This is a genomic window from Streptosporangium sandarakinum (assembly GCF_013409935.1).
Taxonomy (GTDB): domain Bacteria; phylum Actinomycetota; class Actinomycetes; order Streptosporangiales; family Streptosporangiaceae; genus Streptosporangium; species Streptosporangium nondiastaticum.
Genome location: NZ_JACCCO010000003.1, coordinates 1,520,758 through 1,546,721, shown reverse-complemented (window position 1 = coordinate 1,546,721; position 25,964 = coordinate 1,520,758). Strand labels below are relative to the sequence as shown.

At 73.0% G+C, this 25,964-nt stretch carries 24 protein-coding genes and 1 pseudogene; 15 read left to right on the top strand and 10 right to left on the bottom strand.

Features of this window, described 5'->3' with window-relative positions; all coding sequences use genetic code 11:
• The first annotated feature begins 76 nt into the window (after nt 1-76).
• The 4 genes from HDA43_RS33190 to HDA43_RS33175 all read left to right on the top strand — a co-directional run bounded on the left by HDA43_RS33190 (nt 77) and on the right by HDA43_RS33175 (nt 3,313).
• Nucleotides 77-1,273, top strand: a complete 1,197-nt coding sequence (locus HDA43_RS33190; protein ID WP_179828624.1) for a site-specific integrase — start codon at nt 77-79, stop codon at nt 1,271-1,273.
• A gap of 223 nt (nt 1,274-1,496) precedes the next feature.
• Complete coding sequence (locus HDA43_RS33185; protein ID WP_179828622.1) at nt 1,497-1,952, top strand: Hsp20/alpha crystallin family protein; 456 nt, start codon at nt 1,497-1,499, stop codon at nt 1,950-1,952.
• A gap of 233 nt (nt 1,953-2,185) precedes the next feature.
• Nucleotides 2,186-2,857: a helix-turn-helix domain-containing protein gene (locus tag HDA43_RS33180; protein ID WP_179828620.1), complete on the top strand. Its 672-nt coding sequence runs from the start codon at nt 2,186-2,188 to the stop codon at nt 2,855-2,857.
• 180 nt (nt 2,858-3,037) lie between these two features.
• Nucleotides 3,038-3,313: a helix-turn-helix domain-containing protein gene (locus HDA43_RS33175; protein ID WP_179828618.1), complete on the top strand. Its 276-nt coding sequence runs from the start codon at nt 3,038-3,040 to the stop codon at nt 3,311-3,313.
• A 321-nt stretch (nt 3,314-3,634) separates the two neighbouring features.
• Here the strand turns inward: HDA43_RS33175 and HDA43_RS36580 are convergent.
• The 3 genes and pseudogenes from HDA43_RS36580 to HDA43_RS33160 all read right to left on the bottom strand — a co-directional run.
• Nucleotides 3,635-4,090, bottom strand: a pseudogene (locus HDA43_RS36580) (DUF6596 domain-containing protein); the annotation flags it as partial.
• Between the two features lie 62 nt (nt 4,091-4,152).
• A complete protein-coding gene (locus HDA43_RS33165) occupies nt 4,153-4,509 on the bottom strand; it encodes a YciI family protein (RefSeq protein WP_179828616.1) in 357 nt (118 codons plus the stop codon).
• Nucleotides 4,510-4,620: 111 nt separating this feature from the next.
• Nucleotides 4,621-5,535: an aldo/keto reductase gene (locus HDA43_RS33160; RefSeq protein WP_179828614.1), complete on the bottom strand. Its 915-nt coding sequence runs from the start codon at nt 5,533-5,535 to the stop codon at nt 4,621-4,623.
• A gap of 63 nt (nt 5,536-5,598) precedes the next feature.
• Between HDA43_RS33160 and HDA43_RS33155 the strand changes: the two genes are divergently transcribed.
• Complete coding sequence (locus HDA43_RS33155; RefSeq protein WP_312873660.1) at nt 5,599-6,588, top strand: ArsR/SmtB family transcription factor; 990 nt, start codon at nt 5,599-5,601, stop codon at nt 6,586-6,588.
• A gap of 97 nt (nt 6,589-6,685) precedes the next feature.
• Here the strand turns inward: HDA43_RS33155 and HDA43_RS33150 are convergent, their stop codons facing one another.
• Nucleotides 6,686-8,287, bottom strand: coding sequence for an MFS transporter (locus tag HDA43_RS33150; protein WP_179828612.1), 1,602 nt, complete (start codon nt 8,285-8,287; stop codon nt 6,686-6,688).
• Between the two features lie 441 nt (nt 8,288-8,728).
• Here HDA43_RS33150 and HDA43_RS33145 point away from each other — a divergent pair, with 441 nt between their 5' ends.
• Both HDA43_RS33145 and HDA43_RS33140 read left to right on the top strand, forming a co-directional pair.
• Nucleotides 8,729-9,280, top strand: coding sequence for a TetR/AcrR family transcriptional regulator (locus HDA43_RS33145; protein WP_179828610.1), 552 nt, complete (start codon nt 8,729-8,731; stop codon nt 9,278-9,280).
• Nucleotides 9,277-10,764, top strand: a complete 1,488-nt coding sequence (locus HDA43_RS33140) for an MFS transporter (protein ID WP_179828609.1) — start codon at nt 9,277-9,279, stop codon at nt 10,762-10,764. The genes HDA43_RS33145 and HDA43_RS33140 overlap by 4 nt, the downstream gene beginning before the upstream one ends.
• Before the next feature lie 125 nt (nt 10,765-10,889).
• On the opposite strand, the gene HDA43_RS33135 is transcribed toward HDA43_RS33140, so the two are convergent.
• The 3 genes from HDA43_RS33135 to HDA43_RS33125 all read right to left on the bottom strand — a co-directional run bounded on the left by HDA43_RS33135 (nt 10,890) and on the right by HDA43_RS33125 (nt 14,681).
• Nucleotides 10,890-12,146, bottom strand: coding sequence for an RICIN domain-containing protein (locus HDA43_RS33135; protein ID WP_179828607.1), 1,257 nt, complete (start codon nt 12,144-12,146; stop codon nt 10,890-10,892).
• Between the two features lie 85 nt (nt 12,147-12,231).
• Nucleotides 12,232-13,338 carry an RNA-guided endonuclease InsQ/TnpB family protein gene (locus HDA43_RS33130; protein ID WP_179828605.1) on the bottom strand — a complete coding sequence of 369 codons (1,107 nt, stop codon included), beginning with the start codon at nt 13,336-13,338 and terminating at the stop codon, nt 12,232-12,234.
• Nucleotides 13,339-13,607: 269 nt separating this feature from the next.
• Complete coding sequence (locus HDA43_RS33125; protein ID WP_246424782.1) at nt 13,608-14,681, bottom strand: LacI family DNA-binding transcriptional regulator; 1,074 nt, start codon at nt 14,679-14,681, stop codon at nt 13,608-13,610.
• A gap of 240 nt (nt 14,682-14,921) precedes the next feature.
• Between HDA43_RS33125 and HDA43_RS33120 the strand changes: the two genes are divergently transcribed.
• Genes HDA43_RS33120 through HDA43_RS33105 form a run of 4 tightly spaced genes read left to right on the top strand, consistent with a single transcriptional unit; the run spans nt 14,922 to nt 19,922 of the window.
• A complete protein-coding gene (locus HDA43_RS33120; RefSeq protein WP_179828603.1) occupies nt 14,922-16,229 on the top strand; it encodes an ABC transporter substrate-binding protein in 1,308 nt (435 codons plus the stop codon).
• A gap of 50 nt (nt 16,230-16,279) precedes the next feature.
• A complete protein-coding gene (locus tag HDA43_RS33115) occupies nt 16,280-17,236 on the top strand; it encodes a carbohydrate ABC transporter permease (RefSeq protein WP_218912709.1) in 957 nt (318 codons plus the stop codon).
• Nucleotides 17,233-18,108 carry a carbohydrate ABC transporter permease gene (locus tag HDA43_RS33110; protein ID WP_179828601.1) on the top strand — a complete coding sequence of 292 codons (876 nt, stop codon included), beginning with the start codon at nt 17,233-17,235 and terminating at the stop codon, nt 18,106-18,108. The genes HDA43_RS33115 and HDA43_RS33110 overlap by 4 nt, the downstream gene beginning before the upstream one ends.
• Complete coding sequence (locus HDA43_RS33105) at nt 18,105-19,922, top strand: glycoside hydrolase family 35 protein (protein WP_179828599.1); 1,818 nt, start codon at nt 18,105-18,107, stop codon at nt 19,920-19,922. The genes HDA43_RS33110 and HDA43_RS33105 overlap by 4 nt, the downstream gene beginning before the upstream one ends.
• A gap of 147 nt (nt 19,923-20,069) precedes the next feature.
• On the opposite strand, the gene HDA43_RS33100 is transcribed toward HDA43_RS33105, so the two are convergent.
• The 3 genes from HDA43_RS33100 to HDA43_RS33090 all read right to left on the bottom strand — a co-directional run bounded on the left by HDA43_RS33100 (nt 20,070) and on the right by HDA43_RS33090 (nt 22,260).
• Nucleotides 20,070-21,206: a site-2 protease family protein gene (locus HDA43_RS33100; protein WP_179828597.1), complete on the bottom strand. Its 1,137-nt coding sequence runs from the start codon at nt 21,204-21,206 to the stop codon at nt 20,070-20,072.
• A 145-nt stretch (nt 21,207-21,351) separates the two neighbouring features.
• Complete coding sequence (locus HDA43_RS33095) at nt 21,352-21,567, bottom strand: DUF1918 domain-containing protein (RefSeq protein WP_179828595.1); 216 nt, start codon at nt 21,565-21,567, stop codon at nt 21,352-21,354.
• A 102-nt stretch (nt 21,568-21,669) separates the two neighbouring features.
• Nucleotides 21,670-22,260 carry an Rv1733c family protein gene (locus HDA43_RS33090; RefSeq protein WP_179828592.1) on the bottom strand — a complete coding sequence of 197 codons (591 nt, stop codon included), beginning with the start codon at nt 22,258-22,260 and terminating at the stop codon, nt 21,670-21,672.
• 203 nt (nt 22,261-22,463) lie between these two features.
• Here HDA43_RS33090 and HDA43_RS33085 point away from each other — a divergent pair, with 203 nt between their 5' ends.
• The 4 genes from HDA43_RS33085 to HDA43_RS33070 all read left to right on the top strand — a co-directional run bounded on the left by HDA43_RS33085 (nt 22,464) and on the right by HDA43_RS33070 (nt 25,951).
• Entirely contained in the window at nt 22,464-23,105 is a 642-nt protein-coding gene (locus HDA43_RS33085; protein WP_179828590.1) for a response regulator transcription factor, read from the top strand.
• A gap of 52 nt (nt 23,106-23,157) precedes the next feature.
• The gene (locus HDA43_RS33080) at nt 23,158-23,607 is read left to right on the top strand and encodes a pyridoxamine 5'-phosphate oxidase family protein (RefSeq protein WP_179828588.1); all 450 of its coding nucleotides are present in this window, start codon (nt 23,158-23,160) and stop codon (nt 23,605-23,607) included.
• A 166-nt stretch (nt 23,608-23,773) separates the two neighbouring features.
• Nucleotides 23,774-25,003: a cytochrome P450 gene (locus HDA43_RS33075; protein ID WP_179828586.1), complete on the top strand. Its 1,230-nt coding sequence runs from the start codon at nt 23,774-23,776 to the stop codon at nt 25,001-25,003.
• An 87-nt stretch (nt 25,004-25,090) separates the two neighbouring features.
• Nucleotides 25,091-25,951, top strand: coding sequence for a universal stress protein (locus tag HDA43_RS33070; protein ID WP_179828584.1), 861 nt, complete (start codon nt 25,091-25,093; stop codon nt 25,949-25,951).
• Nucleotides 25,952-25,964 lie beyond the last annotated feature (13 nt).

The window sequence follows — 25,964 nt, the reverse complement described above, 5'->3', positions numbered from 1 at the left end:
CCGGCTCGCCCGCCGGGGTGGGCGGGCCGTGGGATTTCATTGGGTTTCGGATGGATTCGCGAGGCGGGACGGCTGCATGGCTCGGGAGCATCGAGACGACGACGGCGCGGACGCGACCGGCGGTGACCCGGCCGGCGGAGCGGGCGGGCCGGTCCTGGACGGTGTCGCCCTGCCGGCGATCCCCGCACCGGGCGGGCTCGCCCCGCGGGGGCATCCTCCGCAGGGGCTCACCCCCGCGGGGTCCGCAGAGTCCGCGCCGTTCGCATCGTTCGCACCGGAGGGCTTCCGGAACCCCGCCGACGACGTGCTGACCGAGGAGGCGGCGCGGCTCGTTGCGGCCGCCCCGGCGGCCAACACCAGACGCGCCTACGACCGTGCCTGGAAGACCTACCTCACCTGGTGCGCCGGCAGTGGCCGTACCCCGCTGCCGGCCAGCGCCGCCACCCTGGCCAGCTTCGTGGCGCACCTGGCCGGGCGCGGCCTGGCCCCGGCCAGCGTGGAGCAGGCGCTGGCGTGCGTGCTGTCGGCGCACGGCCGGGCCGGCCTGGCCAGGCCGCACACCACCGCCGCCCGCGACGTGCTGCGCGCCCACCGCCGCGCCTGGGCGGGGGCGGGCAACACGGTCCGCCAGGCCCCGCCGATCACCGTGGAGATCCTGCGCGACCTCGTCCATCACACGCCCGCCGACACGGCGGTGGGGCTGCGGGACCGGGCGGCGCTGGTGCTGGGCTTCGCGCTGATGGGCCGCCGCTCGGAGCTGTCGGCGCTGGACCAGGAGCACCTGACGTTCGGCCCGCGCGGCGTGGAGGTGTTCATCCCCATGTCCAAGACCGACCAGGACGCCGCCGGCGCGACCGTCTCGGTCCCCTACGGCTCGCACCCGCAGACCTGCCCGGTGCGCGCCGTCCAGGCCTGGCTGGGCGAGCTGCACGCGCGTGGCCTCACCGGCGGGCCGCTGCTGCGGCCCGTCGACCGGTTCGGCCGGATCGCCGGCACCCCGGGCTGGGCCGGGCGAGGCGGGCCGCGGCTGTCGGGCACCACGCTCAACCAGATCGTCAAGGACGCCGCCCGCCGCGCCGGCCTGGCCGATGCCGAACGCTACAGCGCCCACAGCCTGCGCGCCGGCGGGGCGACCACGCTGGCCGAGGCGGGCGTGCCGGCCGCGCGCATCGCCCTGCAGGGCCGCTGGCGGCCGACCTCGCCGACCGTGCACGGCTACATCCGCGCCGTCGACCGCTGGCGGGACAACCCGATGGGCCGCGCCGGATTGTGACGCGCGGCCGGCGCCGGGCCTCGGCCGGCGCGGCGGGCGGCTCTGTCACGCCCCTGCCCTTCACGGCCCTTCCCGCTTTCCGGAGCCGCCCGGGAACGGGAGGGGCGGTGGTCGCGGGCCGGACGAAGGACCCGTCCTTTAGGGACCTCCGGCCTTTGTGCGGGTCAGGCGGAGCGGCGTGCAATTGGGATGAGAGGAATCCCGATCAGCCAGGGAGGGCCAGATGAGCATGCTGATGCGCCAGGAGCGGGGTCTTTTCCCCGAGCTGCTCGACTTGCTGGACGCCCCGCTCGCCGCCACGCGCACCCAGGGCCAGGGCATACGTTTCGAGGACTACATGCACGGCGACCGTTACGTGCTGCGGGCCGAGCTCCCGGGCATCGAGCCGGAGGACATCGAGATAGACGTGAGCAACGGGGTGCTGACGGTCCACGCCGAGCGCCGGATCGAGGAGAAGGAACGGCACCGGACGGAGTTCCGCTACGGCTCCTTCACCCGGTCCATCGTCCTGCCGCCCACGGCTGACGAGAAGGATGTCGAGGCGGTCTACGACAAGGGCGTCCTTGAGATCAGCCTGAAGCTCGCCGCGCCGGAGGAGAAGAGCAGGCGCATCCCGGTCCACGCCAAGAAGGCGGTCCAGGCCAAGGCCCAGACCGGCAAGCAGACCGGCAAGCGGTAACGGCCGGAAAAAGCGGCTGGCCGGGGCCGGGACCTTCCGCGCGGCCACCCGCCCCGCGGGCGCGTCCGGCGCGAATGGCCGCTTCGGGATGAGATATCCGTCTCCGGTGGGGTATGCCGCCTGCGGCAGGGAGAACGGCGAGAGCAGGGCCGGCCGGGCGCCGGTGACGGGCGCCCGGCCGGCCGGTGCCGTCCGCTGCCGGCCGTAAAAGGACCCCAGTTGGGAGGACGTAGATGAGTGAACGCCCAGCCGCCCCCGGTGACCTGGGCCGACGGGTGGCGCAGCGCCGCGGGGAGCTCGGCCTGGACCGTCGGCAGCTGGCCGACCGTGCGGGGATCGACCCGGGATACCTCGACTACCTGGAGGCGAGCGCGGCGTCGGCGTCCACCGAGACGGTTCACAAGCTGGCCGCGGCGCTGGAGACCAGCAGCGAGGAACTGCTCGGCGGGACGATGGACCTGCCGCCCGGCCGCGGCCGTCCCGGCCCCCATCCGGTGCTGGAGAAGCTGGAGCCGGCCGAGTGCCTGCGACTGATCGCGCCGGGCGGTGTGGGGCGGGTGGCCTTCAGCGGGCCCGAGGGCCCGACGATCCTGCCGGTGAACTACGTGGTCCACGACGGCGCGGTGATCTTCCGGACCGCCTCCGGCGGCCCGCTGGACGACACCCTGCGCACCGGCGTGCGGGGCATGGAGTTCAAGGTGGCCTTCGAGATCGACCGGCTCGACGAGGCCGGCCGGGAGGGTTGGAGCGTGCTGGTGCGCGGCGGCGCCCACCACGTCTCCGACGAGGAGCGGACCGCGGTCGCCGAGGTGGACGTCCGGCCGTGGGCGGGTGGCGAGCGCGAGCTGTTCGTCAGGATCGCCCCCACCGAGATCAGCGGGCGGCGCATCCGGCACGCCTCCTGACAGCCGCGCCGCGCGCGGGCGGGCCGTGTTCCGGGGATGCCGGGGCGCGGCCCGCCGTCTTCTCCCCTTCGCGGAGCTCTCCTCCTTCTCCCCCGCGTCTTCCTCGCGCGCCCACCAGGGATCACCAAATTCTTATACCGGTATTAGTATAACGATACGGCTGCGATTAGTATCGCAGGCATGGTGAGAACCCCATTGACCCCGTGGGAGCGGCAGCGCGGGGAGCGGTTCGGCGCGATACTGCGCCGCGCCCGCGGTGACCGCAGCATGGTGGAGGTCGCCGCGGCCGCCGGGGTGTCGGCGGAGACCCTGCGCAAGATCGAGACCGGCCGGGCGCCGACCCCCGCCTTCTTCACCGTCGCGGCGCTGGCCGCGGCCCTGGGGATGTCCCTGGACGAACTGGCCGCCGCCTGCGCCTCCGGCGCCGACGACGAGGGGCGGGCCCTGTCGGCCTGACCCCGCCACGCCCTCGTGGTTTCCGGGGCGCGGCGGTTCCGAAGGGGTCAGCACCGCCTCCCCGGGCCGCCGGCGGCCCCTCGACCTCGGCGACGGCGACCGCCCGGTTGAGCGCCACCACCGGCGTCGGCGCCACCGCCAGAAGCCGGTCGTACAGGGCCAGGATCTGCCGCCAGTCGGTGTCCTTCGCCTCCGGGCGTCGCTGTGGACCGCCTGGATCGCCGCCTGGATCTGGTAGGGGCCGGGCCGGCCCAGCGGCAGGCACCGGCGGACGATGGCCTGCCCCTCGGCGATCAGGGCGCGGTCCCACCGGGTGCGGTCCTGCTCCACCAGCACCACCAGGTCACCACCGGGCGTCGTGCGTGCCTCGCGCCGCGACTCGGCCAGCAGCATCAGCGCCAGCAGCCCCGCCGCCTCCGGCTCGTGCGGCATCAGGCCGATCAGCAGCCGGCCCAGCCGCACCGCCTCGGCGCACAACCCGGAACGGACCAGCAGGGTGAAGATCAGTCTCAGCCGGTCGTCGGGCACCCCGTCCCCGTGCCCGGGCGTCTCCCGCTGGTGATCGCGGGCGTGCAGCAGGGCCGCCTGGGCGTGCCGGTCGGCGCGCGAGGCCTCCCGGCGCAGCCGGTCGATCGCCCGGTTCCGGGCGACGGTGATGATCCATCCGGCCGGGCCGGGCGGCACCCCGGCCGACGGCCAGTGCCGCGCCGCGGCGGCGAACGCCTCCTGCACGGCCTCCTCGGCGACGTCCAGGTCGCCGAACAGGCCGGTCAGCACCGCCACCGCGCGGCCGTGTTCGGCGCGGAAGAGCCGCTCCAGCTCGCTGAGGACGGGGTCGGTCACGGACGGCCGGCGGGCTCGTCATACAGCGGCCGCACCTCCACCGGCAGGGTGGTGGCCCGGGCGTAGCGGCGGCCCCACTCCAGGGCGGCGTCCAGGTCGGGGGCCTCGATGACGGTGAACCCGCCGAAGTGCTCCTTGGCCTCGATGAAGGGACCGTCGCTGAGGAGGGTCTCGCCGTCCTCGACGCGCACCACGGTGGCGGTGGCCGGCGGGTGCAGGCCGCCGGCGAACACCCACGCCCCGGCGGCCCGCAGCTCCTCGCGCAGCGCGTCCACCTCCCGCATGATCGGCTCCAGCACCTCCGGCGGCGGGGTGCCCTCCGGCTGGTACATGCTGATCAGGTATCGCCTCATCCGGTCCTCCTCGTCGGGAATCCAGGGCCGGCCCCTTTCCGGGCCGGCCCCCTCATCCTCTACACGAACCGGCCGCGCCGGAATCGACAGGACCGGCTGCCGGAATCGGGATCAGGTTCCGCGTCGGTGGAGGCGGTCCAGTACGGCCAGCTCCTCCTGCGACAGGCGCAGCGCGCCGGCGGCCACGTTCTCGGCGAGATGACCGGGATCACCGGTGCCGGGAATGGCCAGCACATGTGGCCCGCGGTACAGCGTCCAGGCCAGCCGGACCTGCGCCGGGCTCACCCCCCGCGCCCGCGCCACGGCCAGCAGCTCGGCGTCGTCGCCGCCGCGCGCACCCGCTTCGCGGCCGGTGCCGGCGATCGAGTAGAACGGCACGAACGCCACCTTCTGCTCGCCGCAGAGGCGCAGGAACTCGTCCTGCCAGGACGCGGCGCCGATGCCGTACAGGTTCTGCACGCACACCACCGGCGCGATGGCCTGGGCCTCGGCCAGGTGCTCGGGCCGGACGTTGGACAGGCCCAGATGGCGGATGAGCCCGGCGTCGCGCAGCTCGGCCAGCGCGCCGAACCGCTCGGCGATCGAGTCGGTTCCCACGATGCGCAGGTTCACCACGTCCAGGTGGTCACGGCCCAGCTGGCGCAGGTTCTCCTCCACCTGGCCGCGCAGCAGCCCGGGCCCGGCGTGCGGCAGCCACTCCCCCGACGGGTCGCGGCCCGGCCCGACCTTGGTGGTGATGACCAGGTCGTCCGGGTACGGGGCCAGCGCCCGGTTGATCAGTTCGTTGGCCGAGCGCAGCGAGGAGAAGTAGAACGCGGCGGTGTCGATGTGGTTCACCCCCAGCTCGACCGCCCGGCGCAGCACCGCGATCGCCTCCCCGCGGTCGCGCGGCGGGGAGCCGGGGGCGAACGCCGCGCCGCGCTGGGGCAGGCGCATCGCACCGAATCCGATTCGGTTGACCGTCAGGTCGCCGAGCGTCCAGGTGCCCGACACCGCGGCGGTGATCGTCTGTGAGGTCGAAGTCATACCCGGATGTTCCGCGCTCGGTAGGCTGGCCGCGATCGATTCACACATGCTGGAATCCTGGGGGTGGCCACCCTGGCTGAGCTGGCGTTCTCGGCCGATGACCTGGCGCAGATGCGCTTCGCCGTCTCGCCGATGTGGGAGGTGGGGACCAGCTTCAAACTGCTGGGCTCACACCTGGACCACCCGGTGCACCGCCGCTGGCTGCGCCAGGTGAGGCCGCGAGTCACGGCGGCCAGGCTGGAGCGGGGCTGGCTCGCCGAACTGATCGGGCCCGGCGGTTACGTCCCCGACTTCCTCAACCCGGCGCCGACCGGACCGGCCCCCGACCTGGCCGGGGAGCTGGCCGCGATCCTGGCCACCCCCACAGGGCGGGTGCGCCACGACCTCGATCGCCTCGCGTACCGCCGGGGAGCCCTGGGCCCCCGGCTGCGGGCCCTGTACGCCGACCCGCGAGCCCACCTGCCCGCGCTCGCCGAGGAGGTCGAGACCTACTGGGAGGTGGCGCTGGCCCCCTACTGGGCGCGGATCCGAGCGGTGCTCGACGCCGATGTCTTCCATCGGGCCCGGCAGTTCGCCGAGCACGGCGCGGGCCGCCTCCTCAACGAGCTGCACCTCTCGATGAGCTGGGACGACAGCACGCTGCGGCTGACGCGCAGGCGGGCCCTGCCCCGCGAGGCGGCCGGAGCCGGGCTGCTGCTGATCCCCTCGGCGTTCACCGGGCCGGGTCCGCTCACCCGGGTGACGCCGCCGGAGCCGCCACAACTGGCCTATCCGGCGCGAGGCGTCGGAACGCTGTGGCGGCCCCGCCCCGCCGCCAGGTCCGGCGCCGTCGCCGCCGTGCTCGGCCGCTCACGGACCCTGCTGCTGACCGAGCTGGAGGCGCCGGCCTCCACCACCGAGCTGGCCCGCCGTACCGGGCTGTCGCCCTCGGGGGTGTCGCAGTACCTGACCGCGTTGCGCGACGCGGGCCTGGTCAGCGCGCACCGGGCCGGCCGCTCGGTGCTCTACGCCCGCACCGCCGTCGCCGAGTCCCTCCTCGGTGACGGCCCTTGACCCGCCGCCGCGGGGCCGCCCGGAGAACGCCGGAGCCCCGGGGTCATCGGTGAGCACCGATGACCCCGGGGCTCCGGCGGGCCTTCCCTCGCCGCCCTCACCCGGCCACGGGCTGGGGCACGGCCGCGCCCTCGGCCGCCGTCTCGGTTCCGGCCGAGGCGGGGGCCGAGTCCGGGGCGCCGCCGCGGCGGAAGGCGAGTGCCGAGACGACCGCCAGAACGGTGAAGACGGCCGCTCCGAGCCAGGCGACGGTGGTCAGCCCGCCGGTGAAGGCGGTGCGGGCGCCCTCCAGCAGCTCGGCGCCCGCCGCGGCGGGCAGCCGGCCGGCCGCGGCCACCGCGCCGGCGACGCTCTCCCCCGCGGCGTCCGCGGCACCGGCGGGGACGCCGCCCGGCAGGGCCTCGGCCAGCCGGTCGCGGTAGACGAACGCCGCCAGGCTGCCCAGGGTGGCCACCCCCAGGGCCACGCCGAACTCGCCGCTGGCCTCCGAGAGGGCGGCCGCCGCGCCGGCCTTCTGGGGCGGCGCGGCGCCCAGCATCAGGTTCATCGTCATCGGCATGGGCAGCGCCACGCCGCCGGAGGCCAGGATGAGGCCCGCCACCAACAGCGCCAGCCCGCCCGTGCCGGAGATCTGGGTGTGCAGCGCCAGCCCGCACGCCGCCACGGCCAGCCCGGCCGCCATCACGTACGCCGGGCGGATCCGGCGGGCCAGCACCGGCGCCAGCAGGGAACCGGCGATCATCGCGATGTTCTGCGGCACCAGCCACAGCCCCGCCGCGAACGGCGACAGCCCCTCGACGGCCTGCAGGTAGGTGGTCGACATCAGCGTCACCCCGGCCATGACGATCCCGGCCAGCAGCATGACGCCCAGCGCCGTGCTGAAGGAGCGGCTGGACAGCAGCCGCAGGTCCAGCAGCGGATCGGCCAGGCGGCGCTGGCGGCGGACGAACAACACGGTGAAGACCGCCCCGGTGGCGACGGCCGCGGCGGGCAGCGGCTGCCAGCCGCCGCGGGCCACCTCCTTGAGGCCGTAGATGACCGGCAGGATCGCCGCCAGCGACAGCGCGACGCTGACCAGGTCCACCCGGCCGGCGCCGGGGGCGCGGTACTCGGGCAGCAGGCGGGGACCCGCGGCCAGCAGCAGCGCCATCACCGGGACGGCGGGCAGGAACACCGAGCCCCACCAGAAGTGCTGCAGCATCAGCCCGCCGGCCAGCGGGCCCAGGGCCATGCCGCCCATGAAGCAGCTGAACCACACGCTGACCGCCAGCTGCATCTGGCGTGGATCGGTGAACATGTTCCTGATCAGCGCCATGGTGGAGGGCATCATCGTCGCGCCGGAGACGCCCAGCAGCGCGCGGGCGGCGATCAGCATGGCCGGGGTGGTGGAGAAGGCGGCCAGCAACGCGGCGGCGGCGAAGACGGCCGCGCCGATCAGCAGCAGCCTGCGGCGGCCGATCCGGTCGCCGAGCGTGCCCATCGTGACCAGGAACCCGGCGAGCATGAACGAGTAGATGTCCAGGATCCACAGCTGCTGGGTGGCGTCGGCCCCCAGCTCGGCGCTCAGGTGCGGCAGCGCCAGGTACAGGATGCTGACGTCCAGCGACAGCAGCAGCGTGGGCAGGGCCAGTACGGCCAGCGCGGTCCACTCCCGGCGCGTGGCGCGGGGGCCGGGAGTGGGGCGGGAGGTGGTGGTCATCGCCTCATCCTTGGGGGGAGTCCGTGTCGTCGGGAGAAAGTCCGTGCCGGCCGGCGGGGACGTGCCCCGCGGCCACCCCGGCGGGTCCGTACGGCGGCCGTCCGGCCGCCCCGTCCTTCCGGGGTACCTCCACCCTCGTGCCGAAAACTTTTTTTGTCAAGACCATCATAGTTGTCGGCACTCGCCGGAGACGGCTCCGAGGCGATCGGCCCGGCCACCGGCCCTCGCCCGCGGCGCGCACTCCTCCCACCGGCGGATGACGTCGGCCTCCAGGCCGCCACGAACTCTCCACCGGCGGACGACGCCGGCTTCGGGGCCTCCACGAAAGCAGGGCGGCCCATCCGGCGAGCGGACGCCTCCGGCGGGGTCCCGGGGCGAACCGCGGTGCGTCCGGCCTATAGAATGCGACATGAATGTCGCAAATTCGACGGAAGTGTTGTAATGGCGGTAACCCGCGAACAGATCGTCACCAGGGCGATCGAGCATCTGAACCAGGCGCCGGCCGCCTCGATGGCCGAGATCGCCCAGGCCGCGGGGGTTCATCGCGCGACCCTGCACCGGCACTTCGCCACCCGCGAAGAGCTGATCATCGCGCTGGGCTGGCGAGCGCACGAGGCCTGGCAACGGGTTCACGACGAGATCGGCCTCGACACGGCGCTCAGGACCGGTGAGCGCGTGGAGGAGACCCTCCACGCGCTGCTCGTCGCCCATATCGAGGTGGCCGAGGAGCACGGCTTCGCGCTCACCGAGCACCTCGTCGGGATCAACCCCGAGCTGGTGCGGCGGGCCGAGGAACTGGAGGCGCGTGAGATCGAGTTGATCGAGGCCTGCCAGCGCGCCGGCGTCCTGCGGGCCGACCTTCCGCCCAGATGGGTGAGCAACACCGTGTACGGACTGCTCGTGGCCGTCCGCGAAAGCCTGCGGCGCGGCGACGTCGCCCGGCGCGACACGCCCCGCCTGCTTCTCGAAACCTTTCTCCGGGGAACGTCATGACGCACACCGCGGCCAAGCCGTACACCAGACGCTGGGCGGCGCTGGCCGTCCTGTCGGCCAGCCTGCTGCTGGTCGTGATGGACATGACCATCCTCAACGTGGCGCTGCCGGAGATGTCGGCCGAGCTGAAGCCGGGCGCGGTGGAGCTGCTGTGGATGGTCGACATCTACTCCCTGGTCGTGGCGGGCCTGCTGGTGACCGTCAGCGCGCTGGGCGACCGCTGGGGGCGCAAGCGCATGCTCGTCTCCGGCTTCGCCGTGTTCGGCCTGGCCTCCGTCGCCGTGTTGTGGGCCGACCGCCCGGCCGAGGTGATCGCGGTGCGGGCGCTGCTCGGCATCGGCGGTGCGATGATCATGCCGTCCACCCTGTCGATGATCCGCAGCCTGTTCACCGACGGCCGCGAGCGGGCCACCGCGCTGGGGATCTGGGCGGCGATGGCGGCCGTGGGCGGCGCGCTCGGCCCGATCACGGGCGGGCTGCTGCTGGAGGCCTTCAGCTGGCACGCCGCCTTCCTGGTGAACGTGCCGGTGATGGCCGTCGCCATCGTCGCCGGGCTGTTCCTGCTGCCCGAGTCGCGCAACCCCGCGCCAGGCCGCTGGGACGCGCTGGGGACGGTGCTGTCGGTGGTCGGCATGGTCGCCTTCGTCTACGCCATCAAGCATCTGGCCACCGAAGGGCCGGGCGTCTCGACCATCGGCGCCGCCGCCCTCGCCGCGATCACTTTGGTCTGGTTCGTACGGCGATGCCTGCGTCGCCAGGACCCCCTGCTGGAGGTCAGGCTCTTCCGCAGCGGCGCCTTCACCTCCGGCACCCTGGCCGCCCTCACCACCTCGATCGCCATGGCGGGCATGATGCTGCTCATGGTCCAGTGGATGCAGCTGGTCCAGGGCTACTCCCCGCTGCAGACGGGTCTGGCCATGCTCCCCATGGCCGCCGGCTCCGCGGTGCTCTCGCCGCTGGCTCCGGCCATGGCCGCGCGGATCGGCGCGCGCACGGTGCTGGCCGGCGGACTGGCGATCGCCGCGCTCGGCTTCCTGGTGCTCTGGATCGCGCCGACGACCTACCCGTGGGTGGCCGTCTCCGTGCTGCTGATCGGCGCGGGGATGGGCTCGCTCGCCATCGCCTCGGCTGTGATCATGTCGGGCGCCCCGGAGGAGAAGGCGGGCAGCGCGGCCGCCATCGAGGAGACCTCCTACGAGGTCGGCGGCACCCTCGGCGTCGCGGTCCTGGGCAGCCTGGCCGCCGTCCTCTATCGGGCCGGACTGCCCGAGAGCGCCACCCCCGCGGTCCGGGAGTCTCTCGGCGGCGCACTGGCGGTGGCCCGCGAGCTCGGCTCCTCCGACCTGGCCGTCCAGGCCACGCGCGCCTTCACCGAATCGCTGGAGGTCACCAGCCTGTACGGCGGAGTCCTCATGCTGGTGGCGGCGGCGGCCGTCTGGTGGCTGACCCCCGCCCGGCTGGACCTAGCCTCGGCGCATCACTGAGCCGGGCGCTCAGGTCGCGGGCCCCCGGTGAGCGCGCCACCGGGGGCCGCGCCCCGCCGCGCGGTGGGCGCCGGTACGGGCCGCCGGGCGGGTGCCCGGCGGCCCGTGCCGTCGTCATGGGGCCGTCAGTTGATCGTCCATCGCTGGAGGGCGGATCCGGAGTTCGCCCGCTGGGTGACCAGCGAGCCGTCCGTGGTGAGCAGCAATCCGCTCTTGGCGGATGCGAGGGTGCAGGTGCCGTCGGCCTGGCGGGTGACCACCCAGTGCTGGTTGGCGCCTCCCGTGCAGGTCCACAGGATCACTTTGGCGCCCGCGGCGGTGGAGCCCGCCTCGACGTCGGCGCACAGCCCCGACTCGACACCGGTGAGGGTGTAGGAGCCGTCGGCCTGCTTCGTGAAGTTCCAGTTCTGGTTGGGGCCACCGGTGGGGCTCCAGGTGGTGAGCCGGGTGCCGGGGGTCGTGCTGTGGTCGGGCACATCGAGTGCCTCGCCGCCGGTGACCAGGGTGTGAACGCCGTTGAGGTCGGCGGGTGCCGTCCCGGCCGGGGTGATGGTCAGGGTCTGTTCGGCGGCCGTACGGGATCCGCCGACGCCGCTGCCGCTGACGTCGGTCCAGGCGCGGACCGGGGTGGTCTCGGCCGGCCGTCCCGAGGTGGCCGACAGGCCGATCACCAGGCCGCTGTAGCGGTTGACCAGCCGGTAGGTGCCCGTGGGGGCGCCGTTGGAGGCGGAGGTGCCGGCGATGACGAACCACTGCTGGCCGGCGGTGGGCCCACCGCCGCCGGCCGCGGTGACGGTGGGCGCGGTGCCCCAGGCGCGGCCCGAGGCCGAGGTGGAGGTGACGCCCAGGAGCCGGCCGGTGGCGGCGTTGGTGATGCGGTAGGAGCCGTCGCCGTTGCCGGTGAAGGACCACGCCTCCAGGGCCGAGCCCGCCGCGGCGGCGAGGGAGGTGGTGGCGGAGCCGCCGGAGACCTGGGCCAGGACGCGGCCGTTCCCGGCGGCGATGCGGTACGTCCTGGCGGGGTCGAACGGCGCCGGCGCCGGCGCCGGCGCGGACGAACCGATGGAGACGTTGACGTACTCCGCCGAGGAGCCGCCGGAGCAGCCGAAGGAGCAGTAGGAGCGGAAGTTCTTGCCGACGATGGTGGATCCGGTCCTGTTGACGCCGTCGAGGAACCAGCGGTACCAGGAGGCGTTGTGGTGGCCGCCGGTGTCGCCGATCAGCGTCCATTTCTGCGTGGCGAGGTTGTCGGTGGCGTAGAACCGCTGCGGCGCGTTCCCGGACTGGTCGACCGCCTGCGGCTCACCGATGTACAGCCCCAGATAGGCGTTGTAGGCGATGTCCTTGGCATCCTCCCCACGGCTGAAGCCGGGGGATTCCAACCCTCACGGGTCGGGCTTCCTGTTTCGCCGGGCCGCGCCTTCACCGCTTTCGCGGGTCGGGTCTCACCGGCCCTCCACAGGCGTTTCACCTCTCCGCCGGCCCGGCGGCGAGGATGTTGGCCGCGGCGTTGACGTCCCGGTCATGGGTCGCGCCGCAGGCGCACTCCCACGTCCGGACGCTCAGCGGCATCGTGCTCTGCACGATGCCGCACACCGAGCACAGCCTGGAGGAAGGGAAGAAGCGGTCCACGACCACCAGTTCCCGCCCGTACCAGGCCGTCTTGTACTCCAGCATGGTGCGCATCCGCCGCCAGGAGGCATCGGAGATCGCGCGGGCCAGGCTGTGGTTCTTCACCAGGGTGCGCACGGTCAGGTCCTCGATCACGACCGTTTGGTTCTCACGGACGAGACGGGTGGTGAGCTTGTGCAGGAAATCGGTGCGCCGGTCACTGATGCGGGCATGCACCCGGGCGACCTTCCGGCGGGCCTTGGCCCGGTTGGCCGACCCCTTCGCCGTGCGGGCCAGGGCGCGCTGGGCCTTGGCCAGGCGGCGCCGATCGGCCCGCTCGTGCCTCGGGTTGACGATCTTCTCGCCGGTCGACAGGACGGCCAGGGCGGTGATGCCCGCGTCCACGCCGACGGATGCCTCCACCGGCGCGAGCGGGGTGATCTTCTCCTCGACCAGCAGGGAGACGAACCACCGACCGGCCGCGTCTCTCGACACCGTCACCGTGGACGGCTCCACACCGTCCGGCAGCGGCCGGGACCACACGATGTCCAGCGGCGCGTCCATCTTCGCCGGCGTCAGCGCCCCGTCGCGCCGGCGGAACGCACTGCGGGTGTACTCGGCCGACGCCCGCGCCTTCTTGCGGGACCTGAACGTCGGGTACCTGGCGCGGCGCGCGAAGAAGTTCGCGAATCCCGCCTGCAGGTGGCGCAGCGCCTGCTGCAGCGGCACGGAGGAGACCTCCGACAGGAACTCCAGCCCTTCGGAACGCTTCCATTCGGTCAGGCGCGCCGAGGTCTCCGCGTAGGAGACCTTCCGGCCCTCCTGCCGGTAGGCGCGGGTGCGGTGGTCCAGGGCCTTGTTGTAGACGTAGCGGACGCAGCCGAACGTCCGGGCGAGCTCTGCGGCCTGCCCGGGGGTCGGGTGGAAGCGGTACTTGTAGGCCCGCTTCACCATCTGCGCCATGCCTCGCATCCTGTCAGACGATCAGGTGATCCTCAGGCGTATGTTCGATATGGTGCGGCACCGTGCCGTGTCTCCTCCCCAGGACTGAAGCCCGGGGTCTCCACGCTCAAGGAGTTTCGATGGCTCGACTATGGCAGATAATGTTATCGATGCCAAAGCACTTCTGGCCCCGCACACGGACGCCGCGGCGCACGGCCGCAACACCCTTGTCCATCGCTCGTCGACGAGGCATCCCGAGCCCCGGCGGGACCGGCCCGGCGGCGAAGGCGTCACACGCCGCCTGACGAGCCCCCCGGAGGCTTCTCACCACGGGATCCGCCCGGCGGGGCGGTGCTGGCGCGCACGACCAGGGCCGGCTCGACGGCGGCGGGCTCGGGCGCGGCTTCCGGATCGTTGAGGTGGCGCACCAGATGGCGGACGGCGAGGGCGCCCATCTCGGCGAACGGCTGGGCCACGGTCGTCAGCGGGGGCGAACAGTACGAGGCCAGCGCGATGTCGTCGACGCCGACCACGGAGATGTCGTCGGGCACGCGCCTGCCGAGTTCGTGCAGCGCGCGGACGACGCCGAACGCCATCTCGTCGCTGGCCACGAAGACCGCGGTGACGTCGGGGATCCTGCCCAGGATGAGGCCGTTGCGGTACCCGGACTCGGGCGACCAGTCCCCTTCCAGCTCGGGCGGGACGACCCTGCCCTCCGCCTCCAGGGTGTCACGCCATCCCCGCGTACGGCTGGCCGCCTCAAGCCACTCCCCCGGCCCGGCGACGTGCCAGACCGTCTCGTGCCCCAGGTCGAGGAGGTGCCGGGTCGCCAGCCGCGCGGCCAGCGACTGGTCGACGGCCACGACCTCGGTGGCCGGGGTGCGCGACCCGTCGATCGTGACGGTGGGCACCGACCGGGTGAGCTGCTCGATCCGCCTGCTCACGTGCATGAGCGGGACGGCGAGGATCACCCCGTCCACGCCCTGGTCGGTCAGCCGCGACAGGGCGTCCTCGATGGCGGAGGTGTCGAGGCAGTCCGTGGTGGCGACCGAGACCGAGTAGCCGGCCTCCTGGGCGGCGCTCTCGATGCCGTACATGAGGGTGACGCGCGAGTAGAAGACGGTCCGCAGCATCACCACGCCGATGCTGCGGCTACGGCCGGACGACAGCACCCGGGCGGCGTTGTTCTTGCGGTATCCGAGCTGGTCGACGGCCGCGAGGACCTTCGCCCGCGTGCTCTCCTGCACGCTGGGGTGGCCGGAGAGGGTCCTCGACACGGTCTGGGGGGAGACTCCCGCCACCCGGGCGACGTCGGCCATCGCGGGCGGCCGCACGGCGTCGCCGCCCGCGCTTCGCATCTCCATGAGTCCCTTTCGCCGTCCTGTTCGCGAGCCATGATACCGCGCTATCACTCATCACCGCAGTTGCCACCGCGTTGACGGCCCCCCGGGAGTTGCCTATTGGCATCGATAACATGTTGTGCCATAGTCGCGGCACATCAGTGCGAGCGCCGCACCGAGGCCGGGCGGCGGTGCGTCGCCTGCGCCTCGTGACGGGCCGCGGGAGAGCGGGGTCCCGCTCTCCCGCTCGTGAAAGGAAAGACCATGAAGAAGCCGATGACGCGCACGGTCACGATGACGGGGGCGCTCGCGCTCGGACTCGTCCTCGCGGGCTGCTCGGACACCGGGTCGAGTGCCACCGGGGCGACCGGCGGGGGCGGCAAGGCCACGGTGACCTTCTGGGGCTGGGCGCCGGGCTACGAGGACGCCGTCAAGGCGTTCAACGACGGTCACCCCGACATTCAGGTCACCTACCAGCAGGTACAGCCCGGCGCCAAGGGCGGCTACCAGAAGCTGCTGAACGCGGTCCAGGCGGGCAACGCACCGTGCCTGGCCCAGCTCGGCTACGAGACCCTGCCGAGCTTCGCCGCCCAGGGCGCCCTTCAGGACGTCGCCCGGTACGCGACGGCCGCCAAGGACGAGTTCCAGCAGGCGGCCTGGAAGGCCGTCTCGCTCGGCGACGCCGTCTACGGCGCCCCCGTCGACACCGGCCCCATGGCCCTGTTCTACAACAAGGAACTGTTCGACTCTCTCGGACTCAAGCCTCCCGCCACCTGGGAGGAGTACAGGACCGCCGCCGAGAAGATCCACGCCTCCGACCCGGACAGGTACATCTCCTCGCCGTACATGGACTACGACTACGCGGGTCTGGCCTGGCAGGCCGGCGCCGGCTGGTTCGGCGTCGACGGCGACTCCTGGAAGGTCACCCTGAACTCCGAGGCCAACAAGAAGGTCGCGGACTACTGGCAGGGCCTGATCGGCAAAGGCCTGATCAGTGGCGCCCCGATGTACGACCAGGCCTGGTACGGCGGGCTCGGCGACGGCGGCATCGCCACCGTCGTCGGCGCCGTCTGGCAGGCCGGCGTCATCAAGAGCGGCGCGAAGGACGGCTCCGGCAAGTGGGCCGTCGCGCCGATGCCGCAGTGGAGCGCCGGCGAGGCCAAGGCCGGCAACGCGGGCGGATCCTCCACCGCCGTCCTCAAAGGCTGCAAGACACCCGAGGCGGCCTGGAAATTCGCACACTGGATGAGCACGGACCGTGATGCCTACGGAACCCTCGTCGACAAGGCCGCGCTCTACCCGGCGGCGAAGGCGCTGCTCGATCTGCCGCAGCTCACCGCCGACGACCCCTACTTCGGCGGGCAGAAGATCTACAAGGTGTTCGCCGAGGAGTCCGCGAAGGTCGACACCGGCTGGACATGGGGTCCGATCATGACCAAGACCACCGCCGACCTGAACGACGGGCTCGGCAGGGCGTGGGCGGGCAAGGGCACCATCACCGACGCGCTGCGGGCCGCCCAGGAGAAGACGGTGGCGGAGCTGAACGGCCAGGGCCTGAAGGTCTCCGGGTGACCCATGCGACAGGAAGATCTCCTGACCGAGTCGTACGAGGAGGAGAGCCGGTGACCGGCCTCACCACGGTGACGGCCACCGCACCCGGACCGCGCGCCGTACCGCGACACGGCGAAGGGAGCGGTGCTCCGCCGAGGTGGCGCACACCGCTGCTGTTCTGCGGCCCGTTCGCGGTGCTCTTCCTGGCCATGTACGTCGCGCCGATCGTCTACGCGGCCGTCAGCAGCCTGTTCGCCGTCCGCCGGTCGGGACTCGGGCTGGCGCCGCCGGTGAAGGTGTTCGACCCGCTCGGCAACTACGTCCAGGCCCTCGGCGACAAGGCCTTCGTCGCCTCCCTGGGCCGGGTCGCGCTCTTCGGCGTCGTGCAGGTGCCGGTGATGCTCGTCCTGGCCCTCGGGCTGGCGCTGCTGATCGACTCCAGGTCCGCGCGGGGCAAGGGCCTCTTCCGGCTCGCCGGCTTCCTGCCGTACGCGGTCCCGGGCGTGAGCGCGGCGCTGGTCTGGTCGTTCATGTACTCACCGCAGTCGAGCCCGGTCAACCACCTCCTGCGACCGCTCGGCCTCGGGATCCCGTTCTTCGACGACGGCACCGTCCTGTGGTCGGTGGCGAACATCGTCACCTGGAGCTGGACCGGCTACAACATGATCATCATCTACGCCGCGCTGCAGTCGATCCCCGCCGAGGTACTGGAGGCCGCGAGGATGGACGGCGCCTCGGCGCTCCGGATCGCCTGGAACATCAAGATCCCGGCGGTGCGCGGCGCCATCGTCCTGACCGCGGTCTTCTCCATCATCGGATCGGCCCAGCTGTTCAACGAGCCGACCGTGCTGCAGCCCATCTCCGGCGGCGCGGTCCCCTCGACGTTCACCCCCATCATGTCCGCCCAGGCGGCCGTCGCCGCCGGGAACTACCCGTACGCGGCGGCCCAGTCGGTGATCCTGGCGGTGCTCGTCGGCGCCGTGTCGCTGGCGTTCTTCACGCTGACCGGCCGGAGGGCGAAGGCATGAACGCAGTCATCGCCAAGCCGCGCCGGCTGCGGCCCCGCCGCGAGACCACCCCGCTGAGCCGCACCGTCGTGACGCTGCTCCTGGCACTGTCCACCCTCTATTTCCTCTTCCCGCTGTGGTGGCTGCTGGTCTCCGCCACCAAACCGTTCGGAAAGCAGTTCAGCGGCGACGGCCTGTGGTTCGACGGCTTCGGGCTGTTCGACAACCTCGCCAGGCTCACGGCGCAGGGCGACGGCATCTTCTGGCGGTGGATGCTCAACAGCATCGTCTACTGCGGGGTCGGCGCCATGGTGGGCACCGTGCTGTCCGCCCTGGCCGGGTACACGATCGCCAAGTACGAGTTCCGCGGCCGCGGTGCCCTCTTCGGGAGCGTGCTCGCCGCCGTGCTGGTGCCGAAGGTCCTGTTCACCCTGCCGCTCTACCTGATGTTCTCCGGCATCCATCTGATCAACACCCCGATCGCCGTGCTGCTGCCCAGCGTCGTCAGCCCGTTCGGCGTGTACCTCTCCCGCGTCTTCGCCGCGCAGTCCGTACCGGACGAGGTGATCGAGGCGGGCCGCCTCGACGGGGCGGGCGAGTTCCGGATCTTCCGCACGCTCGCCGTGCGGATGATGCTCCCCGCTCTGGTGACCATCTTCCTGTTCCAGTTCGTCGAAATCTGGAACAACTACCTCCTGCCCGCCATGGTGCTCGGAGATGACCACCTGCAGCCGGTCACCGTCGGGCTGGTCGGCTGGAACGCAAGCCATGTGGCGGTACCGCCGCCGCTGGTAATCATCGGATCGCTGGTGTCGATCGTCCCGCTGCTGGCAGCCTTCCTCGCGCTGCAGCGGTTCTGGCGCGCCGGCATGACGGCGGGAGCCTTCAAGTGACACTCACGACAGCGGCAGAACGCAGAAACCGGGCCGCGGCGATCCTGTCGTACCCCCACGGTGAGCTCCTGCGCGACGGCCGCCCGCACCGCATCCTCGCAGGATCACTGCACTATTTCCGGGTCCATCCCGACCAGTGGGCGGACCGGCTGGAGCGCGTCGCGGCCATGGGGCTGAACACGATCGACACCTACGTCCCCTGGAACTTCCACGAAAGCAGACGAGGGCGGCGCCGCTTCGACGGCTGGCACGACGTCGAGCGGTTCGTCCGGCTCGCCCAGGACACCGGCCTCGACGTGATCGTCCGGCCCGGCCCCTACATCTGTGCGGAGTGGGACAACGGCGGCCTGCCGGCCTGGCTGACCGGCACCCCGGGCATGCGGCTGCGCTCCTCCCACCGCCCCTTCCTCGACGAGGTGGCACGCTGGTTCGACGAACTCGTCCCGCGGATCGCCGCGCTCCAGGCGTCCCGTGGCGGGCCGGTCGTCGCGGTGCAGGTCGAGAACGAGTACGGCAGCTACGGAGATGACCACGCCTACATGCGGTGGGTCCGTGACGCGCTCGTCGAACGGGGCGTCACCGAGCTGCTGTACACCGCTGACGGCCCCACCGAGCTGATGCTCGACGGCGGAACCCTGACCGATGAGCTCGCGGCCGTGACGTTCGGCTCCCGGGCGGCCCAGGCCGCCGAACTGCTGCGTTCACGCCGCGCCGGAGAGCCGTTCGTCTGCGCGGAGTACTGGAACGGCTGGTTCGACCACTGGGGCGAGAAACACCACATCCGCTCGGTCGCGAGCGCGGCGGAGACGCTCACCGGCATCCTCGGGGCCGGCGGCTCGGTCAGCATCTACATGGTTCACGGTGGCACCAACTTCGGTCTCTGGGCCGGCGCCAACCACGACGGCGACACCATCCAGCCGACCGTGACCAGTTACGACTCCGACGCTCCGATCGCCGAACACGGATCGCTCACCCCGAAATTCTTCGCACTCCGCGACCGGCTGCGCGCCGTGACCGGCGCTCCTGACCGCCCCCTGCCCGCCGATCCGCCGCTGCTCGCCCCCCGCACACTCCAGGTCACCCACGTCGCCGGCCTGCTCGGCGCCCTGGGCGCGGTGTCCGAGGCCGTGGCCTCCCCGCACCCGCTCAGCTTCGAGGAACTGGGGCAGTCCTCCGGCCTGGTGCTCTACCGCGCGCACCCACGACTCCCCCGGGGAACCATCAGGCTGACGGTCTCCGGGCTGCACGATCGCGCCCAGGTCTTCATCGACGGCCGACCGGCCGGTGTGCTCGACCGGGACACGGCCTCGCTCACCCTCGACGGCGCGGGCGAGGAGGCGCGGCTCGAACTGCTGGTCGAGAACCAGGGACGCATCAACTACGGACCGCTGCTCGGCCAGGGCAAGGGCATCCTCGGCGGCGTCCGGATCGAACGCCGTCTGGTGCACGGCTGGACGATGCACCCCCTGCCGCTCGCCGAGTGGACCGGTGACGACCTCGCCCGCGCGGCCTCCGCCGCGGCTCCCCGGGGCTCGGCCGGATTCGCGACCGCACGCCTGTGCGCGGACGAGCCGAGGGACGCGTTCCTCGCCTTCCCCGGTTTCGGCAAGGGCTTCGTCTGGATCAACGACGTTCTGCTCGGCCGCTACTGGGAGGTCGGCCCGCAGATGACGCTCTACCTGCCCGCCCCTTTCCTGGTGCGGGGAGAGAACACCATCACCGTGCTGGAGCTCGAACGTTTGGGGAATCGGATCGAACTTCGCGACAAGCCCGACCTCGGACCGGCCGAGGAGTACGTCGAAACGCTGTCCTGAGCACCGGCACCCGTCGAACACCGCGGTGCCGACGGCGACCGCGTCGTCGCGGTCGCCGTCCGCGACGCGCCCGCCGCCTCGGCACCGCCACCGCCCCGCCACGACCCCCGCCCCGTCGTCCGTCCCGGGCCGCGCGACGCCGAAACGCTAGGCGTCGTGGCGCTGCGCGCCCGCCGTGGCGCGCAGCGACGCCTGCAGCATGATCCTGGCCACGTCCGCCGCGGTGACCATGCCGACCACCCGCCCGCCCTCGCACACCACCGCGGCCACCTCCCCGCCACCGCCCGACAGCACACCCACCGCCGGGTCCTGCGCCTGCAGCACCCGCCCGGCCGGCAGCGGCCGCATGATCTGCGAGACGCGCACCTCGCCGCGCCGCTCCGCCGGCACCGCGCACAACGCCGCCAGCGACACCGTGCCGACCGGCGCGCCGGAGAAGTCCACCACCGGGAAGACGCTCTGCGCCGACCGCAGCGCCACCGTTTCGGCGAAGGCGCCCACCTCCAGCCACGCCGGCGCCTGGTCCACCCCGGAGGTCATCACCTCCCGCACGCTCAAGCCCTCAAGCCCCGACTGCGCCGAGCGGGCCAGGCCCTCGCTGCGGGCGCTGCCGGACAGGAACCAGCCGACCAGCGCCGTCCACAACCCGCCCATCGGCGACCACACCAGCGTCTGCACCACTCCCGCGGCGATCAGCGCCATGCCCAGCGACTGCCCGGCCCGCGCCGCCACCCGGTCGGCCCGTTCCCGGTCCCCGCAGCGCCACCACAGCACCGCGTGCAGCACCCTGCCGCCGTCCAGCGGCGCACCCGGCAGCATGTTGAACACCGCCAGCACCCCGTTGACCGTGGCCAGCCACACCAGCGCCGACCACACCACCGGCACCCCCCGCGCCGCCGCCGCCACCGCCAGCGCGACCCCGGCGACCAGCGCGCTCGTCGCCGGCCCCGCCAGGCTGATGCGCAGCTCCGCCCGCGGCGAGCCCACCTCACCGTCGAACTCCGTCACCCCGCCCAGCAGCCACAGCGTGATCGACTTCACGCTCACCCCCGCCCGCCGGGCCACCAGGGCGTGCGCCAGCTCGTGCGCCAGCAGTGAGGCGAAGAACACCGGCGACGTCACCGCGGCGGCCACCCAGTACAGCTGCGGCGCCAGCCCCGGCGCCGAGACGGGCAGCACCGCCGTACCCAGGATCACCGCGATCAGCGCGACGATCAGCAGCGCGGACCAGTGGGCCCCCACCGGGACCCCCGCCACGCGTCCCAGACGCAGCGTCGGATTCACACCTCAAGCGTTAACCGCCACCGCGCCCGCAGTCCAGAGGCCTTCGCCCCGCACCGGCCGGGACCTTCGTCGCCCCCGGCGCCTCCACCGGCCGGCGCCGCCCCTTTTCCCGCGGGTGAGGGGGCGGCGCCGGCCGGTGAGCCGGTCACGGCGCCGGCAGCGCGGCCTCGCGTCCTCGCCCGGCCTCCACATGCGCGTCCGGGCCGGGGAACACCAGACTCTCGTGCTCGGCGCCCTCCCAGCGCACCACGTACGGCGGCTCCCCGCCGGGATGACGCAACTCCACGATCACACCGATCCGCCGTCCCTCACCCGTATGGGCGCCCTCGACGATGAGCCGGTCCCCCACCTGTGCCTTCATCACACGTCCTTTCCGCTCGCACCCCCTGAGAAAAAGGGGGCGATCCCCCTTCTCACAGATCCCGGCCCGGCGGCCGGGAAGAATCACGGCCGGCCCGGCGCCTCACGCCTGCCGCCTGCGGCGCCAGCGCTGGTCGGCCAGCGCCCACGCCCGCTCCCACTCGGCCGCCCGGTGCCGGTTCAGCAGCCCCCGCAGCCCCGCGACGCCCAGCAGCAGCAGCGCCGCCGCCCACCCGATCAGGGTCACCACCGCGAACACGGTGTCCAGGACCGTCTTGACGTGACTCTGCGGCGCCGACGTCGGCCTGCCCGAGGTGTCCAGCCACACCCGGGTGTGCGTCCCGGCCCCCGTGTCCGGCGGCAGCGTCACCTTCGCGGTGCGCACCGCCCCATCGGCCGTGTTCCAGCGCACCGTCCGCACCCGCCACTGCGGACCCGTCTCCGGCGCCTTCGGCGCGTCCACCACCTGCGCGGTCACCGGCACCCGGTGACCCGGCCCGGTCAGCTCCGCCCGCATCCCCCCGGCGTACACCTGCCGCCCCAGCGCCATCGCCGGCCACAGGCATGCCACGAACAACACGGCAGCCACCAGCAGCGCCACCGTCTCCAGCCGGTCCGAACCCCTGCGCAGCGGATTGCCGTCGAACCGGTGCAGGTTCAGGCGGCACCTCGCCCACCGAGTAACGCAGCGCATCGGGCCACCTCCCGCGGCCGACATCCACAATCCCCAGCATTCGGCACATTTCCAGCGTTCGGTGCGCCACACCCCACCTGCCAGGGTCTTTTGACGCCCCCGCCCGGGACCTTAGACCTCCCAGACCAACCCTCGCCCCGGCCACGCCCAACCTGGGACCTTCGTCCCTACCACCGCCGCCGCCCGGCCGCTACCGTGCACCTATGATTCGCGTGTTCCTTGTAGACGACCACGAAGTCGTGCGCCGGGGCGTCGCCGCCCTGCTCGAGTCCGAAGGCGACATCGACGTGATCGGCGAAGCCGGAACAGCCGAGTCCGCCATCGCCCGCATCCCCGCCCTCAAACCCGACGTCGCCGTCCTCGACGTCCGCCTGCCCGACGGCAGCGGCATCGACGTCTGCCGCGAGGTCCGCTCCAAGATGCCCGACCTGGCCTGCCTGATGCTCACCTCCTTCGCCGACGACGAGGCCCTCTTCACCGCCGTCATGGCCGGTGCCGCCGGATACGTCCTCAAGCAGATCCACGGTTCCGACCTCGTCGGCGCCGTTCGCACCGTCGCCGCCGGCCAGTCCCTCCTGGATCCCCAGACCACCGCCTCCATGCTCGCCCGCCTGCGCGACCAGGCCGCCCGCAAGGACCCCCTCGCCGCCCTGTCCGACCAGGAGCGCCACATCCTCGAACTCATCGGCGAGGGAATGACCAACCGCCAGATCGGCGAGCGCCTCTACCTCGCCGAGAAGACCGTCAAGAACTACGTCTCCAACCTGCTGGCCAAGCTCAACATGCAGCGCCGCACCCAGGCCGCCGCGCTCGCCGCCCGTCTCAAGGCCGACCACCACGAATGACAGGACCTTCGCCCCTTACCCGACCCCGAAGACGATCGGCACCCTGGACCACATGAAAGTCGATTCCGCCGGCCTGAAAGGCGACTCCGCCGGCCTGAAAGTCGATTCCGCCGGCCTGCACGTGCTCTCCCGTCAGGAGTGCATGCGACTGCTGTCGACCGCTCCCATCGGCCGGATCGTCTTCACCGACCGCGCCCTGCCCGCCGTCCAGCCCGTCAACTTCTGCCTCCACCACGGCGACATCGTCATCCGCACCAACGCCGGTTCCAAACTCGCCGCCGCCACCCGCCACGCCGTCGTCGCCTTCGAAGCCGACGACTTCGACCTCCGTACCCGCACCGGCTGGTCCGTCACCGCCGTCGGCCGTGCCCGCGCCGCCAGCGACCCCGACGAGATCAGCCGCCTGGCCGCCCTGCCCCTCACCCCGTGGGCGCCCGGCCAGCGTGACCACTACATCATCGTCACCGCCGAGCAACTCTCGGGCCGCCGCCTCCACCGCTGAAGAACACCCCGCGCCCCGGTGACCACCGGGCCCACCCCCCTCTCGCGGTCCACCCCCCTCTCGCGGTCCACCTTCCTCGCCCGGCCCGCCCGACCCCGCGCCCGTGGCCCGCGGCGCCCCGCGGCACCCGCCGTTTGCCGTCCACGGCCCCGGGCAGACCCGCACCATGCCGCTTTCCGACCACACCCTGCCCCTGCTCACCGAGGGCTACGCCTGGCTGCCCGAACGCCGCCGCACCCACGGTTCCACCGTCGTCACCCGCCTCATGGGCCACCGCGCCACCGCCGTCCACGGACCCGACGCCGCCCGCTTCTTCTACGACGAAAACCACATCCGCCGCCACACCGCCCTGCCCGAACCCATCAAGAGCACCCTCTTCGGTCACGGAGCCGTCCACACCCTCGACGCCGCCGCCCACCGCGTCCGCAAGGCCATGTTCACCTCCCTCATGACCGACGACGGCATCGCCCGCCTCGACGACCACGTCGCCGCCGCGTGGGACAAGGCCACCGCCGCTTGGAACGGCCCGCGACCCGTCACCCTCTTCGACGAGGTCGGCCGCATCCTCACCCACGCCGCCTGCCGCTGGGCCGGCGTCCCCCTCGACGACGCGGACGTCCCCGCCACCGCCCGTGACCTCCTCGCCCTCGTCGACGGCTTCGCCTCCCTCGGCCCCCGCCACTGGAGGGCCCGCGCCGCCCGGATCCGCCTGGAGAACCGGCTGGCCCGTCTCATCCACGACACCCGCACCGGCGCCGCCCCCGCAGCGCCGCCCGGCACCCCTCTGGCAGCCGTCGCCACCCACCGCGACGCCGACGGTCACCCTCTCGACGACCGCCTCGCCGCCGTCGAACTCCTCAACCTCATCCGTCCCACCGTCGCCGTCACCTGGTACGTCACCTTCGCCGCCCACGCCCTGCACCGCCACCCCCACCACCGGGCCGCCCTGCGCGCCGGCGACGAAGCCCGCACCCACGCCTTCGCCCAGGAGACCCGCCGCTTCTACCCCTTCGCCCCCTTCGTCGGCGGCAAAGCCGTCACCGACCTCACCTGGGAAGACCACCGCATCCCCGAGGGCTCCCTCGTCCTGCTCGACATCTACGGCCACAACCACGACCCCCGCCTGTGGCCCGACCCCCACACCTTCGACCCCGGCCGCTTCCTCGACCGCCCCACCGGCGAGTTCGACCTCATCCCCCAGGGCGGCGGCGACCCCCGCACCGGCCACCGCTGCCCCGGCGAGGCCATCACCCTCACCCTTCTGCGGACCCTCACCACCCGCCTGGCCCGCCTCGACCACGACCTGCCCGACCAGGACCTCACCATCAGCCTGCGCCGCATCCCCACCCGCCCCGCCAGCGGCTATCTCCTGGCCAACGCCCGCCCCGCCGCCTGACGGTCCCACCCGGGGACTTTCGCCCCTACCCCCGCCCGCCCCCGGCCGCCCAACCTGGAAGACGAACCCCCACGGCCGGGAGGGACCATGACACGACCCGTCATCGCCGGCGCCGACGGCTCAGCCCCCTCACTGCGAGCCGTCATGTGGGCCGCCCACGAGGCCGCCCTCAGAAAGGCACCCCTGCTCATCGTCCACACCGCCCTCCGCTGGACCGGCAACGTCCCCCTCGTCCCCCAGCCCCACCACTGGGGAGCGGCCGCCGAAGCCACCGCCTGGGAACTCCTGCGCCAGGCCGCCGAACGCGCCCAGACCGGCACCGACGTCCAGCAGGTCACCACCGACATCGCCGACGGCCCCGCGGCCGAAGCGCTCGCCGACGTCGCCCGTCACGCCCAGCTCCTGGCCGTCGGCACCCGCGGCCGCGGCGGCTTCGCCGGGCTCCTCCTCGGCTCCGTCAGCCGCGACCTCGCCACCCGCTGCCCCTGCCCCCTCGTCGTCGTCGGCCCCCCGCCCCCCGGCCGGCCCACCCACATCGTCGTCGGCGCCACCGGAAAGCCCGGCCAGGAGCCCGTCCTGGAATTCGCCTTCGAAGAAGCCCTGCTACGCGAGCTCCCCCTGCGCGCCGTACACGCCTGGACCCATCCCCACGCCACCCCCGGGCGGCCCCAGCCCCTCGTCTACGACATCGACGCCGTCGGCCAGGAGGAAGCCCTCCTGCTCGCCGAGGCCATCGCCGGCTGGCGGGAGAGATTCCCCGACGTCACCCTCACCGAGCACACCCTGCACACCCACCCCGCCAAGGCCCTCATCGACGCCTCCCACGACGCCGAACTCGTCGTCGCCGGCGCCACCGCCCGCCGCGTCACCGGCCTCGGCCCCACCGCCTCCATCCTCCTGCACCGCTCCCACGCCCCCGTCGCCGTCATCCGCCGCCCCACCCCCTGACCCGAAAACCCTC

What these genes read in the sequence shown, in the direction of transcription:
- HDA43_RS33140 (WP_179828609.1), top strand. Translation starts at nt 9,277, where the DNA reads ATGACGCACACCGCGGCCAAGCCGTACACCAGACGCTGGGCGGCGCTG.
- HDA43_RS33125 (WP_246424782.1), bottom strand. Translation starts at nt 14,681, where the DNA reads ATGGAGATGCGAAGCGCGGGCGGCGACGCCGTGCGGCCGCCCGCGATG.
- HDA43_RS33130 (WP_179828605.1), bottom strand. Translation starts at nt 13,338, where the DNA reads ATGGCGCAGATGGTGAAGCGGGCCTACAAGTACCGCTTCCACCCGACC.
- HDA43_RS33110 (WP_179828601.1), top strand. Translation starts at nt 17,233, where the DNA reads ATGAACGCAGTCATCGCCAAGCCGCGCCGGCTGCGGCCCCGCCGCGAG.
- HDA43_RS33185 (WP_179828622.1), top strand. Translation starts at nt 1,497, where the DNA reads ATGAGCATGCTGATGCGCCAGGAGCGGGGTCTTTTCCCCGAGCTGCTC.
- HDA43_RS33190 (WP_179828624.1), top strand. Translation starts at nt 77, where the DNA reads ATGGCTCGGGAGCATCGAGACGACGACGGCGCGGACGCGACCGGCGGT.
- HDA43_RS33165 (WP_179828616.1), bottom strand. Translation starts at nt 4,509, where the DNA reads ATGAGGCGATACCTGATCAGCATGTACCAGCCGGAGGGCACCCCGCCG.
- HDA43_RS33160 (WP_179828614.1), bottom strand. Translation starts at nt 5,535, where the DNA reads ATGACTTCGACCTCACAGACGATCACCGCCGCGGTGTCGGGCACCTGG.
- HDA43_RS33180 (WP_179828620.1), top strand. Translation starts at nt 2,186, where the DNA reads ATGAGTGAACGCCCAGCCGCCCCCGGTGACCTGGGCCGACGGGTGGCG.
- HDA43_RS33120 (WP_179828603.1), top strand. Translation starts at nt 14,922, where the DNA reads ATGAAGAAGCCGATGACGCGCACGGTCACGATGACGGGGGCGCTCGCG.
- HDA43_RS33150 (WP_179828612.1), bottom strand. Translation starts at nt 8,287, where the DNA reads ATGACCACCACCTCCCGCCCCACTCCCGGCCCCCGCGCCACGCGCCGG.
- HDA43_RS33175 (WP_179828618.1), top strand. Translation starts at nt 3,038, where the DNA reads ATGGTGAGAACCCCATTGACCCCGTGGGAGCGGCAGCGCGGGGAGCGG.
- HDA43_RS33080 (WP_179828588.1), top strand. Translation starts at nt 23,158, where the DNA reads ATGAAAGTCGATTCCGCCGGCCTGAAAGGCGACTCCGCCGGCCTGAAA.
- HDA43_RS33095 (WP_179828595.1), bottom strand. Translation starts at nt 21,567, where the DNA reads ATGAAGGCACAGGTGGGGGACCGGCTCATCGTCGAGGGCGCCCATACG.
- HDA43_RS33145 (WP_179828610.1), top strand. Translation starts at nt 8,729, where the DNA reads ATGGCGGTAACCCGCGAACAGATCGTCACCAGGGCGATCGAGCATCTG.
- HDA43_RS33085 (WP_179828590.1), top strand. Translation starts at nt 22,464, where the DNA reads ATGATTCGCGTGTTCCTTGTAGACGACCACGAAGTCGTGCGCCGGGGC.
- HDA43_RS33075 (WP_179828586.1), top strand. Translation starts at nt 23,774, where the DNA reads ATGCCGCTTTCCGACCACACCCTGCCCCTGCTCACCGAGGGCTACGCC.
- HDA43_RS33090 (WP_179828592.1), bottom strand. Translation starts at nt 22,260, where the DNA reads ATGCGCTGCGTTACTCGGTGGGCGAGGTGCCGCCTGAACCTGCACCGG.
- HDA43_RS33070 (WP_179828584.1), top strand. Translation starts at nt 25,091, where the DNA reads ATGACACGACCCGTCATCGCCGGCGCCGACGGCTCAGCCCCCTCACTG.